Source organism: Streptomyces sp. NBC_00490 (genome assembly GCF_036013645.1).
GTDB classification, from domain to species: Bacteria; Actinomycetota; Actinomycetes; order Streptomycetales; family Streptomycetaceae; genus Streptomyces; species Streptomyces canus_F.
Genome location: NZ_CP107869.1, coordinates 826,041 through 841,552 on the forward strand (window position 1 = coordinate 826,041; position 15,512 = coordinate 841,552).

A 15,512-nucleotide genomic window follows, 5' to 3' on the forward strand; every position below is an offset into this window, starting at 1 on the left:
TCCGAAACACGACAGACTTTTGCGCCGAACCCAGAACGGTCCATTGCCTGCCGGACTCGAGGGCGGCCGTTCGGCGGGCCGGACGGCGCATGCTTCGGGCTGCCGCGACCGATCGAGAGGAGTCATGCGCCGTGTCGCGGACACCCGCGACGGGGACGCGGACACCACGGCCGAGCACAAGACTCGGTCGTGCCCGGGTCGGGATGGTTGATGGTCGGCTGGAAGCGGAAGGGGAAGACGAGTCGGATGGGCGCGTTGACGGGATGGGAACGGACTCTGGAGCGGGTGGAGGAAGCGCTGCTGGCGCAGATCTTCCCGAAGGAACCGGTCGAGGTGGTGGACGCGCTACGGCGTGAGTGCGACAGCCAGGCCGTGGTGTGCAGTCGGAGCCGGGTGGTAGTGCCAAACGCCTACGACGTGGAGCTCGCCGAGCACGTCCATGACGAGCTCAGCCACAAGGGCGTCAGCGTGGGGCAGGTCCTCACCGACCGGCTGGCGGGGCACGGCGAGAAGAAGGGGTACGAATGGGCAGGGCCGCTGGTGGTGCACGTCACCAGGTCCTGCGACGTCCCCAACCGGCGCTACCGCGTGACGAGCAGGGTCATGCCTCACGTCAGGGCCGATGGGTTCCAGTCGGGCTGACGGGCCGTGGCCGGCGTTCACCGGCGCCGCTCCCGCTCGCGTCGGTCAGCCGGATGCGGCGCGCTCGAGCGCCGGTGCCCTGTCCGGGCGAGACGCGAAGACCGTACGGCAGGCAGGAAGCTGATCACGGGTGTCGGGTGCGGTCCTCGGAATATCCGCAGTTCATGAGATGGCTGGCGGGGCCGGGTGAAGTCGATCGAGCTGTGACGCAGCAGGCGGGTACGAGGGTGCCGGCCGGTGTCGGCGAAGCGTTGTCGGTGGTGGAGGAGTCCGCGGAGAGCGCGAAGTTGTGGTGCGGTGCCGCCGTGGTGATGGCCGCGTTCGGTGGCCGGGGGGCCGTAGAGCGACGGCTTCAGACATCACGGCGCTCGTGGTGGCGCCGTTCGTCTCCAACGGCGTGGGCGAGCAGCTCGCGGACCGGCAGAGACCGCCTCGGGACTGGTTCCTTCACGACGAGTTCGACGACCGGCCTCACTCGTCGTCGTTCCCCTCCGGGCACACCGCGGCGGCCTTCGCCTTCACCGCCGCCGTCACGCCGACATGGCCGCCGCCGCGGGCATCACGCTGGCGGTCCCGACGCTGCTGGTGAGCGTCGAGTGGGTGCAGTCCGGCGCCCACTACTCCAGCGACGTCGTCGCCGGCGCGGCCCTCGGCCTGCTCAGCGCCTGGCTGACGCGCCAAGTCCCGCACTTGCTGCGGAGACAGGCCTGGCGGCAGCTAGGGACACGAGCCCGGATCGGTCGTTGAGGACCGTGACCGGCAGTTGAGGACGGTCGAGTCAGTCGGGCTCGGCGACCGTGACAGGCCGCGGAAATTCGCCGCCCGGGACTCCATCACCGCCCGCGCGAGACGAGGCGACGGCCATGAGGGTCGTCTGCCGGATCGCACGGGCTGCCACTTGACTTCCTCCCCCGCCTAAAGGCGGGGGATTCCAGCGGTCGCCCGCTGGGGTTCCTGCTTCACCGACGACCGCCCCGTCCGGGAGGACTCCCGTTGAGGTCTTACACCGTCTCCACAGGCAGACGCCGCCAGCCCGGCGGCCAGGATGTTACGTGCCGCGTTGATGTCGCGGTCATGCACGACGCCGCACACGCACGTCCATTCGCGGACGTTCAGCGGCATCTTCGCCGCGACCGTCCCGCAGTTCCCGCACAGCTTGCTGCTGGGGAACCATCGGTCGACCACCACGAGCTCGCGCCCGTACCAGGCGCACTTGTACTCCAGCATGGAGCGCAGGTCCGTCCAGGCCGCATCACTGATGGCGCGTGCGAGCGTGCCATTCTTCAGCAGGTTGCGGACGCTCAAATCTTCGATCACGACCGTTTGATTCTCGCGGACGACTCGAGTCGACAGCTTGTGCAGCACGTCGCGGCGCCGGTCGGCGATCCGCGCATGCACACGGGCCACCTTGCGGCGGGCCTTCTCCCGGTTCGCCGAGCCCTTCGCCTTGCGCGACAACTCCCGCTGCGCGCGCGCCAGTCTGGCGCGGTCACGCCGTTCGTGCCGGGGATTGGTGATCTTCTCGCCGGTGGACAGGGTCACCAGGGAGGTGATCCCGGCGTCCAGGCCGACGGCCGCCGTGGTGACGGGGGCCGGGGCGATGGTGTCCTGGCACAGCAGGGACACGAACCAGCGACCCGCCGCGTCTCGGGACACCGTCACCGTGCTCGGCTCCGTCCCCTCGGGCAGCGGGCGCGACCAGCGGATGTCCAAGGGCTGCGTCATCTTCGCCAAGGTCAGCTGCCCGTTCCGCCAGGTGAAGGCACTGCGGGTGTACTCAGCCGACGCGCGGGACTTCTTGCGGGACTTGTAACGCGGGTACTTCGCACGCTGGGCGAAGAAGTTCCCGAACGCCGTCTGCAAATGGCGCAGCGCCTGCTGCAACGGAACCGAGGACACCTCCGCCAGAAAAGCGAGTTCCTCGGTCTTCTTCCACTGCGTCAACGCGGCCGAGGACTGCACATAGGAGATGCGGCGCTGCTCGCCGTACCAGGCCCGGGTCCGCTCCTCCAGCGCCTTGTTGTAGACGAGGCGGACACAGCCGAACGTGCGCGACAGCTCAGCCGCCTGCTCATTCGTGGGGTAGAAGCGGTACTTGAACGCCCGCTTGACCTGCTCCGCCATACCTCACAGCGTATCAATTTCCGTGTGGGCAAAGGGAGTCGGCCGGTAGACGGCGCACGCCGGTCCGCCTGGGTGGCGAACCGGCTTCCCCTACCCTGCTCCGCAGGAGCTTCGATTCCTCCCCGGCCTGAAGGCCGGGGTATCCACGAAGGACAGACCCGATGAGCTGAGCCGGGCCTGGCCTCTCCTCCTGCCGCCACACGCTTACCAGTTGCTGTCCGGGGCACCGGGAAAGCCGATGTCGTGCCGCCCGGCAGGAGCCGGTGGCGCGTATGCCGGGGCCGAAGGAGGAAACTGGGGTGTTCGAGGGATTCGAGGAGACGCAGGTCGACGTCGGGGAGGCGTCCATCTTCGTTCGCTTCGGCGGCGAAGGTCCGCCGGTGGTACTCCTGCACGGTCATCCCCGCACGTCGGCCACATGGCATCGGGTCGCTCCGCAACTGGTGGCAGCGGGACACACGGTGGTCTGCCCGGACCTGCGCGGGTACGGGCGTTCCAGAGGCCCCGGGTTCACCGCGGATCACGAGGGCTACTCCAAGCGTGCGGTCGCCGATGACGTGGTGGCCGTCATGCGTCACCTCGGGCACCGCCGGTTCGCGCTCGCGGGGCACGACCGTGGGGGCAGCGTGGCTCTGCGCCTGGTGCTCGACCACCCTGACGCCGTGTCCCGGGTGGCGTTTCTGGACTGCCTGCCGTTGACGGAGCATCTGTCGCGGATCACGGTCGAGTTCGCCACGCAGTGGTGGCACTGGTTCTTCTTCGCGCAGCCGGGCATTCCCGAGCGGGTGATCACCGCCGACCCCGACAGCTGGTACCACGGCGAACCCGAGGTCATGGGGCAGGAGAACTACGACGAGTGGCGGCAGGCCACGCGCGATCCCGACGTGGTGCGGGCCATGCTCGAGGATTACCGGGCCGGCCTCACGGTGGACCGCGGGCACGAGGAGGCCGACCGGGCAGCCGGCACGCGTGTCACCTGCCCGGCGCTGGTCCTCTGGTCCCTCAAGGACGACCTGGAAGACCTCTACGGCGACCCGCTCGCGATCTGGCAGCGGTGGGCCACCGACGTGCGTGGGTACGGCATCGACTCCGGGCACCATGTCGCGGAACAGGCACCCGACGCCCTGGCCTACGCACTCGCCGACTTCCTGCGCCCGGCTCCGGCCGGTTGAGCCTCGTATCCGGCGCCGGGTGAGACAGGACCGCCACTGGGACTCCGCAGCAGCGGTCCTTCGTGCTCGTCGCTGTGTCAGGCCGGAAGCGTCGGGTGCACGGGTGCGCGGCTTCTACGCGGGGATCACGTGCAGGGTCAGGTTCGCGCCGTACTCGCCGGTCAGGGCGAACAGCCGGGTGCCGTCCGGGGACCAGATCAGGCCGTGCGCCCGTAGCCACCGGCCGGTTCCCGGTTCCAGGTCGATGACTCGGGACGGTGTGTCGGCGCCGGTCCGGAAGAGGTAGACGTCCTGGCCGTACGAGTTGTCGATGCCCGCCGCGACCTCACCGGTGACGGACACCGCGGCCGCGTTCGGGTAGTTGGTCGTGGGATACGTGTGCACCACGGAGAGGTCGTCCAGCCGGAACGCCAGGTGGTGGTACGGGTAGCCCCCGACGATGAAGAGGGTGGCGGCATCGGGAGACAGTGCGAGATCGACGACGCTGCCGACACCACCGGGGTTGTCCTGACTCGTGCGCACGACCGGATCGCCCGAGCTGACGTCGTACACCGTCACGTTCGCCGACGACGAGTACTGCTCGCCGGCGATGACCACACCGGGCGCGGACGGCGAGGACAGCAGCATCGGCGGACCCGCCCAGGTGCCCCAGGGCACCAGCCCGAGCCGCACGGTCGGACGGGCGCCGCTCAGGTCGAGGGAGCCGATGTTGCTGTCCCAGTCCGATCCGTAGCTGAACCACAGGGTGTCGCCCGCGAGAGCCAGTCGCAGCGGCGCGGTTCCGTCGCCGGTGGCGTAGCGGGCCTTCTCCCGATACGTGCCGGTGTCGACGGCGGCGATCGCGTCGCCGTCGCTGAGCGCCACGTACAGGGTGCGCGAGTCGGAGGAAAGCACCAGGTCCGCCGCACCCGGTTTGTTCTTCAGGGTCCTGAGGAGCCTGCCGTCGAAGTCCGTCACCAGTACGGAACCTGTGACGATGTCGGCGATGTAGAGCCTGCGGTGCACGGCGTCCACGGCCATGTCCGCGTGGTAGGCGATCGGAAGTGCGGTGGAAACCGGGTCGGTCGCAGGCTTGGCTGCGGCAGTGCTGCTCGGGCCGAACAGCGGCAGCAACAGCAGGGTCAGTACACCGACTACGGCTCGTAAGCCGGGTCTTCTCATCAGATCGTCGTCCTCGTCGATCGGGTGCCTGGAGAGGCATGCGAAAAGGAGTGGGACACGTGCGACCGATGCCCGTCCGTGGTGCGTCCATGCGCGCCAAAGCGAACAATTTTGCGACACGGCGCGGCAAGTGAGGCTCTGTGAAGAGAGAGTCTCGGCTTGGCATCTACCGGTGGTTCGTTGGGGCGGGCCAGGTAGAGCTGGAACCGTTGACCTGGCTGACCGCGTCGGTCAACTTCCTCTACCTGTCGGTAAGTTGCCCACCGCACGCGAACCCTTGACGTTGAACCGTTTCATTGCTTCTCTCGAAAGGCTGTCTCTGGGAGCGCTCCCACCCCATGGCGAAAGGGAACCCCGTGCAGACCAACCCCCACACCACCCGCTTACGCCGTCTCACCCGCACCCTCCCCACGCTCATCACGGCCGTTCTCGTCGCCTGTCTGCTGTCCTGGACGGGGAGCTCCCCCGCCCAGGCCGCGCCGGGTGACGGCTCGGTCTCCGACCCGAACATCGACTACGTCGGGCGCTGGGACACCAGCGCCGGCACGGCGGCGGTGCCCTCCTGGACCGGTGCCTATCTGCAGACGGCCTTCACCGGCACCACGGTGAAGGTCAAGGCGAGAGACGCGGTCAACCTGTACGCCAGCATCGACGGCGGCCCCGACGTCTTCCATCCCGGCGTGCGCGGCACGGTGAACCTCACTCCCCAGCCGTTGTCCGCCGGCACCCACACCCTGCGCATTTCGTACCGCTCCGGCGACACCGTCTTCCAGGGCCTGGTGCTGGACCCCGGTGCGCGCACGGTGGCGCCGAACATCCCGTCCCGGCTCGTCGAGTTCGTCGGCGACTCCATCACCGCCGGCGCGCTCACGGACCGGCTCGCACTGGACTCGTACGCCTGGAAGACCGGCGAGCAACTGGGGGCGCGCCACACCCAGATCGCCCGGTCCGGCTACTGCCTCGTCGCCCAGTCCGGATGCACGGGCCTTGGCACGCAGTTCTTCAGGACGGCGAGCACGGGCAGCCAGAACTGGGACTTCTCCCGCTACCGGGCGGACGCCGTCGTCATCAACCTGGGCACCAACGACATCGGCCACGGCGTGACCGGCGCCGCCTTCCAGTCGGCGTACACCAAGTTCCTCACCGACCTGCGTGCCACCTACCCGAGCGCGCGTCTGTTCGCCGTGCAGACGCTCAAGAAGCGCTACGTCAACGAGACCAGGGCCGCGGTCACCGCCCGCACCAACGCCGGTGACAGTGGGGTGCACTACGTCGACACCACGGGCTGGCTGACCGACGGCACCGACTACGAGGACGGCAACGGGCATCCCAACGAGGCGGGCCACACCAAGTTCGCGAACCGTCTCGCCCCCGTCATCGCCGCCCGGCTCGGCGACCCCGCGGCCACTCTGGCGGCCGCTCCCGGCCAGCCCGGCGACCCGAACATCAAGTTCGTGGGGCGCTGGGACACCAGGACCGCCACCGCCTACACCCCGTACTGGGCGGGCGCCTACTACAGGGTCGGCTTCACCGGCCGGACCGTCCAGCTCAAGCAGCGCGGGACGATCGACTTCTGGGCGCGGATCGACAACGGCCCGGTGAAGTTCTACGACGATGTCAAGGGGACGGTGAACCTGACGCCCTCCCCGCTGTCCGCCGGCAATCACGCGCTTCAGGTCAACTACCAGGTGGTCGCCGGTTCCTACCGGGGCGACGCCGTCTTTCAGGGACTGGTCCTCGACAGTGGGGCCACGACGTTCGCACCGCCGGCGCCGGGCAAGCTGGTCGAGTTCGTCGGCGACTCGATCACGGTGGGGACGACGTCGTCGCAGAACGCCCGCACCGCGTACGGCTGGCTGATCGGAGAACGACTCGGCACCGAGCACACCCAGATCGCCCAGGGCGGCGCCTGTCTGGTCGCCGCGGCGGACGGATGCGTCGGCCTGGAGCGGCAGTTCACCAAGCTCAACCCGAACGCGGACACCCCTGACTGGGACTTCTCCCGCTACCAGGCGAACGCGGTCGTCATCAACCTCGGCACCAACGACGTGGGCCACGCGGTCAGTTCCGCGCAGTTCCAGACGGCGTACACCAGCCTGCTGCGCAAGGTCCGCGCGGCGTACCCGCAGGCGTGGATCTTCGCGTTGGAGACCTTCCGCGGCCGATACGTCCCGCAGACACAGGCGGCGGTCCAGGCGGTCGTGGCCGGCGGCGACTCCCGGGTCTCCTTCGTCGACACCACCGGCTGGCTGGGGTCGGGCGACCTGACGGACTCGGTCCACCCCAACGACCAGGGGCACCGCGTCATCGCGGACCGGCTGGCGCCGATCATCGCGGCGCGGATCGGGATGTGAGGCAGGGCCGGGGCCGCCGGACCGCGACGCGCAGGCGGACGCCTCCGCTGCCTGCGCGGACGTGTCCGGCCCAGCCCCGGCCCATGCCCCGACAGGCTGTCGTGAGTGGCGTCAGGGTGTGTCATCAATCCATGGCCACTGTCACAGCCGTGCCACAGGACTCGGCCGCAACTGCTGGGCGTACAACTTCTGTTGAAGGTCGCCGGTCTCATCTGCGGCAAAGGCGGTAAGCCGTGCGTGACCGGCACGGCGTGCTGCCTGGCTGATGAGGCTGCGGCAACGACGCAGCGCCACACAAGGGGGACTCTCATGCGCTCCACACGCGCCGCTTTCCTGGCGGTAGCCCTGCTCGGCGTCACCGGCACCGCGATCGTCGGCGGGCCCGCCTGGGCGGCACAGGGCGCCCAGCGCGCCGGCACGGTGGCCCACGACGACTTCAACGGCGACGGTTATGCGGACCTGGTGACCGCGGCACCCGCCGCGACGGTGGGTGGCAAGCCCGGGGCCGGGTTCGTCTCCGTGCTCTACGGCTCGTCCCAGGGCGTCGACACCGCCAAGAAGGTGGTCCTGACACAGAGTTCGGCCGGGGTGCCTGGCAGCCCGGAGGCCCATGACGCCTTCGGCGCGGCCGTCACGTCCGCGGACCTCGACGGCGACGGATATGCCGATCTTGCCGTGGGAGTGCCCGGCGAGGACATCGGTGACGCCGTCGACGCGGGCAGCGTCACGGTCCTTTGGGGCTCGGCCCGCGGGCTGACCGGCACGAGTTCGTGGCTGCAGAGCGACACCCTGGGCGCGCCCAGCCCGCGGGAGGCCTACGGCAGCGGGCTCACGGCCGCCGACGTCGACGGCGACGGACGCCCGGAACTCGCCCACGTCAACGCGGAGGACTCCGTCTACGTGCACGACTTCAGCGCCTCCCGCACGCCGGAGAACCCCGAGCAGCTCTACGGTGTGCCCACGCAGGACGGCTTCCGGCCCAGCGGTCTGACCGGCGCCGACTACGACAAGGACGGCTATGCCGATCTCGTGGTCACCGGCACCGCGCCGAGGCTGGAGTTCGTGCAGAGCCACTCGGTCCTGTTGCGCGGTTCCGCGGACGGACTGGAACTGGACCGCTCCTTCGCCGGAGGCTCGGTGGGCGTCTCCGGTGACATCAACAAGGACGGATACCCCGACCTCGTGCTGGGCGACCCCCGCATCCTGGAGCACGGCGAGTGGGACCTGTCCCCGGGCAGCGTCTCCGTGCGCTACGGCAGCCCGGACGGCCTGTTCGGCTCCCACCCGCAGACGCCGGATCAGATCTTCGAACAGGGCAGGGGCGGCCTCGGCGGCAGCTCCGAAGTCGGCGATCAGTTCGGTGCCGACCTCAGCCTCGGCGACGTCAACGGCGACGGATACCTCGACCTGGCGATCGGCTCCCCGGGCGAGAGCATCGGCGACCTGGCGGACGTGGGCGCGGTGTGGCTGCTGCGCGGTTCGGCACGGGGACTGGGGACGGCCGGCTCGCAGAACTTCAACCAGAACACCGCCGGCGTGCCGGGTGCGTCCGAGGCGGGCGACCGCTTCGGTGCGCAGGCGCGGCTGATCGACTCCGACCGCGATGGCCACGCCGAACTCGTCGCCACGGCTCCCTACGAGAACGACTCCGCAGGCTTCGCCTGGGTGCTCGACGGCACGGCGTCGGGCGTGACGACCAACGGTTCCTGGTCCTTCGGTGCCGCCGCACTCGGCGCATCACAGGACAACGCCTACTTCGGATCCGTCCTCGGCAAGTAGTCAGGGCAATCGCGGGCCGTCGTAGAACTGCTGGAAAACGCCGTCGGCAGGCCGCAGCCTCGGCCTGCCCGGCGGCGAGGGCGCCCCGGAGGCAGCCGTCCACATCGCACCCGACGGACGGCTGCCGCCGGCGCCCGGGCCGAAAGAGTGTCGCCCCCGGGATTGCGTGCGCCTGTCGTCGGCCCTCCTGGGTGAGAGCGCGGCACGTGGGTACTTGGGTTCCGCCGTCCTGCCCGCACGCGTGCCGGGACTGTCGTCATGGCACGCCGAAACGCTGCAAGGAGCCGAACGCCGTGACCGACGTCTCGAGCATGGGATCCCCCTCGGACGACCCCCGCCCGGTTCTCACCGACCGGCAGGGGCACCCCGTCTACGACAACCAGAACCAGCGCACGGTCGGCGCGCGCGGCCCGGCCACCCTGGAGAACTACCACTTCCTGGAGAAGATCAGCCACTTCGACCGCGAGCGGATACCGGAGCGTGTCGTGCACGCGCGCGGTGTGACCGCCTTCGGCTTCTTCGAGTCGTACGGGGCCTGGGGCGACGAGCCGATCAGCCGGTTCACCCGGGCGAAGCTGTTCCAGGAGCGCGGCAAGCGCACCGACGTGGCGGTGCGGTTCTCCACGGTGATCGGCGGCCGCGACTCCTCCGAGTCGGCCCGCGACCCGCGCGGCTTCGCCGTGAAGTTCTATACGGAGGACGGGAACTGGGACCTGGTCGGCAACAACCTGGGAGTCTTCTTCATCCGTGACGCCGTGAAGTTCCCCGACGTCATCCACGCGCTCAAGCCGGACCCCGTCTCCCACGAACAGAAGCCGGCCCGCATCTTCGACTTCATGTCGCAGACTCCCGAGAGCATGCACATGCTGGTCAACCTCTTCAGTCCGCGGGGCATCCCCGCGGACTACCGGCACATGCAGGGCTTCGGCGTGAACACCTACAAGTGGGTCGACGCCGAGGGCCGCACCGTCCTCGTCAAGTACCACTGGATGCCCAAGCAGGGCGTACGCAGCATGACCGAGGAAGACGCGGCGAACGTACAGGCCGATGAACTGGGCCACGCCACCAAGGACTTGTACGAGGCGATCCGCCGGGGCGAGTACCCGGAGTGGGAGCTGCTCGTGCAGATGATGGAGGACGGCGAGCACCCGGAGCTGGACTTCGATCCGCTCGACGACACCAAGACGTGGCCTGAGCAGGAGTTCCCGCCCAGGCCGGTGGGCCGCCTGGTCCTCGACCGCACGGTCGACAACTACTTCGCCGAGAACGAGCAGATCGCCTTCGGTACCGGTGTCCTGGTCGACGGCCTCGACTTCTCCGACGACAAGATGCTGATCGGGCGGACCTTCTCGTACAGCGACACCCAGCGTTACCGCGTCGGCCCGAACTACCTCCAGCTGCCGGTCAACCAGGCCAAGAACGCGGAGGTGCGCACCAACCAGCGCGACGGCTTCATGGCGTACGACAACCGGGCGGCGAACGAGAACCCGGAGGTCAACTACGAGCCGTCGATCACGGGTGGACTGCGGGAGGCCCAGTACCCGACCCATGACGAGCAAGGGCCCGAGATCCGGGGCCGGTTGACCCGCAAGCGGATCCCGCGCACCAACGACTACCTCCAGGCCGGTCAGCGCTACCTGCTGATGGAGGAGTGGGAACGGGACGACCTCGTGCACAATTTCGTCAACCTGATCTCCCAGTGCGACCGGACGGTCCAGGAGCGCATGGTCTGGCACTTCCTGCTGGTGGAGAACGACCTCGGGCTACGGGTCGGCGAGGGGCTGGGCATCGCCCCCTCCGACGTAGCGCATCTGGAGCCACTGGCGGACCAGACGCTGACGGACGAGGACCGCAAGCGCCTGGAACACCTGGGGAACAACCCGCCCCGCGACGTCTCCGGTCTGACCATGACGCACTGCGTACCGGACGAACGGCACGTGGTGACCCGGTGACCGGCTGATCCGTCGGGCTGTCCACCAAGAGGGGAGGCCGGGCCGTGGTCGTTTCGATCCATGACGTGCACCCGACGCGGCGTACGCCGCGGGTGACGTACGCGCTGGGCCGGTACACAACCGGCCGGCGCCATGGCGCGGGGCCGCGGCCGTGAGCGCCGAAGCGCTCGGTCGGGCGCTGAGCCGACTGCTGGAGGACAGCCACACAGCCGCGTTCGAACAACTCCCCGGTCTCCTCGAGGCCGCCGCTCGGGGCGCGGGCGCCGGCGGAGCGCGGTTGTTCGTGGCGGACCTCCAGGAGGACGTGCTGCGGGAGATCACCGGCGTCGGAGTGGATGCCGGGCGCGGCGGACAGGAGGCGCGCATCGAGGGCACGCTGCCCGGCCGCGCCTACCAGACGCTACTGATCACCACCGCACCCATGGGCGGCGTCTGCTGGGCCCCTGTGCTCGACGGCGCCGAACGCCTGGGTGTGCTGCGCGTCGACCCGGCCCCCGGCACCACCGCCCTCCCCGACGTGGACGTCGTGCGGGCGCTGGCCTCGATGGCCGGGTTGCTGCTGATCTCCAAGCGCAGCAACAGCGACGCCCACGCCCGCCTCACCCGCACGCGGCGCATGAGCGTGCCGGCGGAGATGCAGTGGGCGCTGATGCCGCCGCGCACCTTCGCCAACGACCGCCTCACGGTCAGCGCGGTGATGGAGCCCGCCTATCAGGTGGCCGGCGATGCCTTCGACTACGCCATCGCCGGCGACGTCGCGCACCTCGCGGTCTTCGACGCCATGGGCCACGACACCGCGGCCGGCCTGACCGCGTCGCTGGCCATGGCCACCTGCCGCAGCCACCGCCGCTCGGGCAGTCCGCTCGCCGCCGCCAGTCATGCCATCGAGGACAACCTGGTGCGGCAGTTCGGCCACAGCCGCTACGCCACCGGCATCCTCGCCGACCTCGATCTGACCACCGGACAGCTCAGCTGGGTCAACCGCGGGCATCTGCTGCCGGTGATCATCCGCGGCCGGCGCTGGGTGACCACTCTGCGCTGTGCACCGGCCGGGCCCATGTGCGCCGGGTTCGGCCTGCGCACCGACGTGTGCGTCGACCAACTGGAGCCCGGGGACCGGCTGCTGCTGTTCACCGACGGGATCACCGAAGCCCGCGACAGGAACGGCGAGCTGTTCGGCGTGGAGCGTTTCACCGACTTCATCATCCGCCACCACGCCGACGGCTTGCCCGTCGCGGAAACCCTGCGCCGCCTCATCCATGCCGTCCTCGACCACCATGACGGTCGCCTGGACGACGACGCCACCGTCCTGTCCTGCCAATGGCACGGGAAGCCGCCGAACGCGGCATGAGCCAGGACCTGTCTCGAAGTCCGGCTCTTTTGATCCTGTGAAAAGATCACGGGATGCTGCGACTAACCGACTTCATCATCGACTGCCCGGACACGATGAAACTGGCAGCCTTCTACTCCGAGGTAGTGGGACTGCCGGTCAAGCAGGACAGCAACGAGAACTGGGCCGGTATCCGGTTCGGCGAGCTCGAACTGGCCTTTGTCCAGGTGGATGACTACCGCGCTCCGCAGTGGCCCGACAGCGCGCATCCCAAGCAGTTCCACCTCGACTTCGAAGTCGACGACATCGAGGCCGAACAGCGCCGCGTCCTGGCCCTCGGCGCGACCCTGAAGCAGGACCACACCGACCCCGACGGCTACGGCTTCCGCGTCTACACCGATCCCATCGGCCACCCCTTCTGTCTCTGCCGCAACAAGGGTGTCGTCTGGACCGATCAGGGCCTCATCTGGCCCACGCAGGGGTAGCGGACGGGGGCACTCCCCGGGCGACACGAGGGTGCTTCCTGCCGTCGGCCCGCTGGGCACGGCATCGGTCCGGCCCGGCACCGCGGTTGCGGTGCCGGGCCGGACCGGTGTTGCGGCTCAGAATGTCAGCCCTGGCGGGCCTTGAAGCGCGGGTCCTTCTTGTTGAGCACGAAGGTGACGCCCCGTCGGCGCACCACCTGGGCGCCGGACTTGGCCTTCAACGAGCGCAGGGACTTCCGCACCTTCATAGCCGTCTCCTCCCGGGGATCGAACGAGGTCCGCTGTCAGGCGCGGACGGGAGTGGTGGCGCCGTAGCGCCTTTGGAAGCGCTCCACGCGGCCCGCGGTGTCCACGACCCGTGAGGTGCCGGTGTAGAACGGGTGGCTCGCCGACGAGATCTCGACGTCGACGACCGGGTACGTGCCGCCGTCCTCCCACTGGACCGTGCGCTCCGCGTGAATGGTGGAGCGGGTCAGCAGGTGGAAGCCTGCCGCGCGGTCACGGAAGACGACCGGGCGGGATTCGGGGTGGATGCCGTGCCTCATGGGGTGGCCTTTCTGGTGCTGCCGACGGGGAGCCGCGAAAAAGCGGGTGTCAGCGTTCTTCTCGGAAGAGGACGTGCGCGCCGACCTGCGGGTCGTACTTGCGCAGGACCATTCGGTCGGGATCGTTCAGACGGTTCTTGCGGGTCACGTAGGTGACTCCGGTACCGGCCGTCGACTTCAGCTTGACGACGGCGCGTGTGGTGCTGCGTGCCATGAGGTGCTCCTTCCGCCACCGCCCGAGCTCATTGACTCGGACATGTCAGACGACTACTTCAACAACGTCGGCATGTATCTCATTCCCGACGGTCACCGCTCTCACGGCGAAGAAAAACGTGGGGTGAAGGGCGGTCGCCTACGCGGCGAAACGCTCTGCGGGGCTTCAGCCGGACGATCGTCCCCGCAGGCACTAGATGAGGCCCGGGGACACTGTCCCCTTCACACCCACGCCGCCTTCAACACACCCTCCCCCGCCGGCATTCCCGACGCGGAGATGACGGCCGAAGGGGGTGGTCCGTCAGGGCACGGTGGCGGGAACGTCGATGTCGTCCGGGCCCGGCCGCTTGCCGGGCTGCGACGGGGTGCTCGGCGCCGTCGCGGACATCGCGGAGCAGATCGGTACGGCCCGCGCGACCCGCCTACGGCAGCCGGTCCTCCGGTACGACGTGCATCGCGGCCTCCTCCACGCCTGCCGCTCCCCCGTCGATGCCCTCATCCTCGGCGACGAGCTCCTTGGTGGTGTCCTCCCGCACGCCTTCGTCCGGTGCCACCAGGCGGCCGGCGCGCTCAATGCCGGCCTCCGGGTCGAGGGGTTCACCCTCCCCGTCGGGCAGGTCACCGATCTCGTCCCCCGGCGTCGCCTCCACGTCGGGGACCTCCTGGCCCAGGCGGTCATCCAAGGACTCGCCCTCGTGCTGCTCGGCCGCTGTCGTGCCCGTTTTGGTCACGCCCAAAGGCTTCTCCGGCGGCGAATAGCCCTCGTCCAACTGATCGTCGTAAGTGCGCTCGTCCACCGCGTCCTGGAGGTCCAGCGGGTTCGCGTCCTCCTGATCCTCGTTGCTGCCCGTGGGCTGGTAGACGTCGTCCGCCATGTCCGCATCACTCATGATCGCCTCCGGAACGTTTCTGATCATCTGTGGGTACGGAGTACCGAGTACCCGGCGCATGACACATGGAGGACGAGCCCCGTGAGGGAGTGCGCGCCAAGACCAGGCACCGGCTCTTCCGACCCACCAGGATTCACTCGCCGGTGGTTTTGTCCACCAGCGCGTTGTGTGCCAGCTGCAACGCGTCCGACCCGGCCAGCGCGGCCAGCGCCCCCATGGCGGTGCGCGTCGCGCGGGGCCACAGCAGCTGGCCAGCGGTCAGCGGTCAGCGTCGAGGCGACCCAGACGCTCACGCAGAACGGGCAGGTCACCAGCTCGCCCACGACGTCCTTGCCGTTCTCGGACCGGGCCTCCTCATGCAGTTCGGCCGGGCCCTGCGGACCGACGTACCGGGTGAAGGGGGCCCGCAGCGGACTGGTCACCGACGCCTTGCTCAGCAACCGGCTGAGCCGGAACGTGGCCACGGACGTGAGCACCACGTCCCACGGCTCGGGCCGGTCCGGCACCGGGCGTCCGCGCAGCCGTACCGCCGCCGCCCAGGCCGCCGTGTAGGCGCCGAACCCGGCCATGGTCGTGAGATATCCGCCGAGGGGCCGGTCCTGCGCGCCCGCGTAGTCCCGGCCCGTGCCTCGCACGATCGCCCGCACACGTCGCCCGAGGCGGCTCTCGGTCGCTGTGGTCATGCGCAGCCGGGTCTCCCCCAGCCGACGGACCAAACACGGTGGTGGGCGGCGGTTCGGCGGTTCGGACGTTCGGGCGGATGACCGCGCGGACGCAGCCGTCCGTCTTCTGCTTGAACATGTCGTAGGCGAGCGGCGCCTCGTCCAGGGACACGCTGTGCGTGGCCAGGTACGCGGTGCTCAGG

Annotated in this window: 15 protein-coding genes and 1 pseudogene; 9 read left to right on the top strand and 7 right to left on the bottom strand. The window is 69.4% G+C overall.

Translation table 11 applies throughout. The annotated features are described in order from the left end of the window. The first annotated feature begins 246 nt into the window (after positions 1-246). The 3 genes from OG381_RS03460 to OG381_RS03470 all read left to right on the top strand — a co-directional run bounded on the left by OG381_RS03460 (position 247) and on the right by OG381_RS03470 (position 1,389). Entirely contained in the window at positions 247-642 is a 396-nt protein-coding gene (locus tag OG381_RS03460) for a DUF3662 domain-containing protein (protein WP_327714590.1), read from the top strand. A 397-nt stretch (positions 643-1,039) separates the two neighbouring features. After that, complete coding sequence (locus OG381_RS03465) at positions 1,040-1,231, top strand: phosphatase PAP2 family protein (RefSeq protein ID WP_327722372.1); 192 nt, start codon at positions 1,040-1,042, stop codon at positions 1,229-1,231. Beyond that, positions 1,183-1,389 (top strand): hypothetical protein, encoded by a 207-nt coding sequence (locus OG381_RS03470; RefSeq protein WP_327722770.1) that lies wholly within the window; start codon positions 1,183-1,185, stop codon positions 1,387-1,389. Before OG381_RS03465 ends, OG381_RS03470 begins: the two co-directional genes overlap by 49 nt. A 168-nt stretch (positions 1,390-1,557) precedes the next feature. Here OG381_RS03470 and OG381_RS03475 read toward each other — a convergent pair whose 3' ends face one another. Then, on the bottom strand, positions 1,558-2,766 hold the full coding sequence (locus tag OG381_RS03475) for an RNA-guided endonuclease InsQ/TnpB family protein (RefSeq protein WP_327714591.1): 1,209 nt from the start codon (positions 2,764-2,766) through the stop codon (positions 1,558-1,560). 299 nt (positions 2,767-3,065) lie between these two features. On the opposite strand from OG381_RS03475, the gene OG381_RS03480 reads away from it, so the two are divergent. Next, positions 3,066-3,938, top strand: coding sequence for an alpha/beta fold hydrolase (locus OG381_RS03480; protein ID WP_327714592.1), 873 nt, complete (start codon positions 3,066-3,068; stop codon positions 3,936-3,938). 114 nt (positions 3,939-4,052) lie between these two features. Here the strand turns inward: OG381_RS03480 and OG381_RS03485 are convergent, their stop codons facing one another. After that, positions 4,053-5,099, bottom strand: coding sequence for a YncE family protein (locus OG381_RS03485; RefSeq protein ID WP_327714593.1), 1,047 nt, complete (start codon positions 5,097-5,099; stop codon positions 4,053-4,055). Between the two features lie 356 nt (positions 5,100-5,455). On the opposite strand from OG381_RS03485, the gene OG381_RS03490 reads away from it, so the two are divergent. The 5 genes from OG381_RS03490 to OG381_RS03510 all read left to right on the top strand — a co-directional run bounded on the left by OG381_RS03490 (position 5,456) and on the right by OG381_RS03510 (position 12,999). Further along, positions 5,456-7,453: a GDSL-type esterase/lipase family protein gene (locus OG381_RS03490; RefSeq protein WP_327714594.1), complete on the top strand. Its 1,998-nt coding sequence runs from the start codon at positions 5,456-5,458 to the stop codon at positions 7,451-7,453. A 309-nt stretch (positions 7,454-7,762) separates the two neighbouring features. After that, a complete protein-coding gene (locus tag OG381_RS03495; RefSeq protein WP_327714595.1) occupies positions 7,763-9,232 on the top strand; it encodes an FG-GAP-like repeat-containing protein in 1,470 nt (489 codons plus the stop codon). A gap of 293 nt (positions 9,233-9,525) precedes the next feature. Further along, positions 9,526-11,184, top strand: coding sequence for a catalase (locus tag OG381_RS03500; protein ID WP_443061866.1), 1,659 nt, complete (start codon positions 9,526-9,528; stop codon positions 11,182-11,184). Positions 11,185-11,335: 151 nt separating this feature from the next. Continuing rightward, positions 11,336-12,535 (top strand): PP2C family protein-serine/threonine phosphatase, encoded by a 1,200-nt coding sequence (locus OG381_RS03505; protein ID WP_327714596.1) that lies wholly within the window; start codon positions 11,336-11,338, stop codon positions 12,533-12,535. Between the two features lie 53 nt (positions 12,536-12,588). Then, entirely contained in the window at positions 12,589-12,999 is a 411-nt protein-coding gene (locus OG381_RS03510; RefSeq protein WP_327714597.1) for a VOC family protein, read from the top strand. Between the two features lie 125 nt (positions 13,000-13,124). Here the strand turns inward: OG381_RS03510 and ykgO are convergent, their stop codons facing one another. The 5 genes and pseudogenes from ykgO to OG381_RS03535 form a co-directional block, all read right to left on the bottom strand. Beyond that, entirely contained in the window at positions 13,125-13,247 is a 123-nt protein-coding gene (gene ykgO / locus OG381_RS03515; protein ID WP_327714598.1) for a type B 50S ribosomal protein L36, read from the bottom strand. A 36-nt stretch (positions 13,248-13,283) separates the two neighbouring features. Further along, complete coding sequence (locus OG381_RS03520) at positions 13,284-13,544, bottom strand: type B 50S ribosomal protein L31 (protein WP_327714599.1); 261 nt, start codon at positions 13,542-13,544, stop codon at positions 13,284-13,286. Positions 13,545-13,593: 49 nt separating this feature from the next. After that, positions 13,594-13,758, bottom strand: coding sequence for a 50S ribosomal protein L33 (gene rpmG / locus OG381_RS03525; RefSeq protein WP_266833770.1), 165 nt, complete (start codon positions 13,756-13,758; stop codon positions 13,594-13,596). A gap of 421 nt (positions 13,759-14,179) precedes the next feature. Further along, positions 14,180-14,647, bottom strand: a complete 468-nt coding sequence (locus OG381_RS03530; protein WP_327714600.1) for a DUF5709 domain-containing protein — start codon at positions 14,645-14,647, stop codon at positions 14,180-14,182. Positions 14,648-14,780: 133 nt separating this feature from the next. Beyond that, a pseudogene (locus OG381_RS03535) lies at positions 14,781-15,330 on the bottom strand (DUF1360 domain-containing protein). Positions 15,331-15,512: the final 182 nt, after the last annotated feature.

Bases quoted from the DNA above. Each gene is read 5' to 3' on its own strand.
- OG381_RS03510 (WP_327714597.1), top strand. From the start codon at position 12,589: ATGCTGCGACTAACCGACTTCATCATCGACTGCCCGGACACGATGAAA.
- rpmG (WP_266833770.1), bottom strand. From the start codon at position 13,758: ATGGCACGCAGCACCACACGCGCCGTCGTCAAGCTGAAGTCGACGGCC.
- OG381_RS03495 (WP_327714595.1), top strand. From the start codon at position 7,763: ATGCGCTCCACACGCGCCGCTTTCCTGGCGGTAGCCCTGCTCGGCGTC.
- OG381_RS03475 (WP_327714591.1), bottom strand. From the start codon at position 2,766: ATGGCGGAGCAGGTCAAGCGGGCGTTCAAGTACCGCTTCTACCCCACG.
- OG381_RS03520 (WP_327714599.1), bottom strand. From the start codon at position 13,544: ATGAGGCACGGCATCCACCCCGAATCCCGCCCGGTCGTCTTCCGTGAC.
- OG381_RS03470 (WP_327722770.1), top strand. From the start codon at position 1,183: ATGGCCGCCGCCGCGGGCATCACGCTGGCGGTCCCGACGCTGCTGGTG.
- OG381_RS03485 (WP_327714593.1), bottom strand. From the start codon at position 5,099: ATGAGAAGACCCGGCTTACGAGCCGTAGTCGGTGTACTGACCCTGCTG.
- OG381_RS03530 (WP_327714600.1), bottom strand. From the start codon at position 14,647: ATGAGTGATGCGGACATGGCGGACGACGTCTACCAGCCCACGGGCAGC.
- OG381_RS03460 (WP_327714590.1), top strand. From the start codon at position 247: ATGGGCGCGTTGACGGGATGGGAACGGACTCTGGAGCGGGTGGAGGAA.
- ykgO (WP_327714598.1), bottom strand. From the start codon at position 13,247: ATGAAGGTGCGGAAGTCCCTGCGCTCGTTGAAGGCCAAGTCCGGCGCC.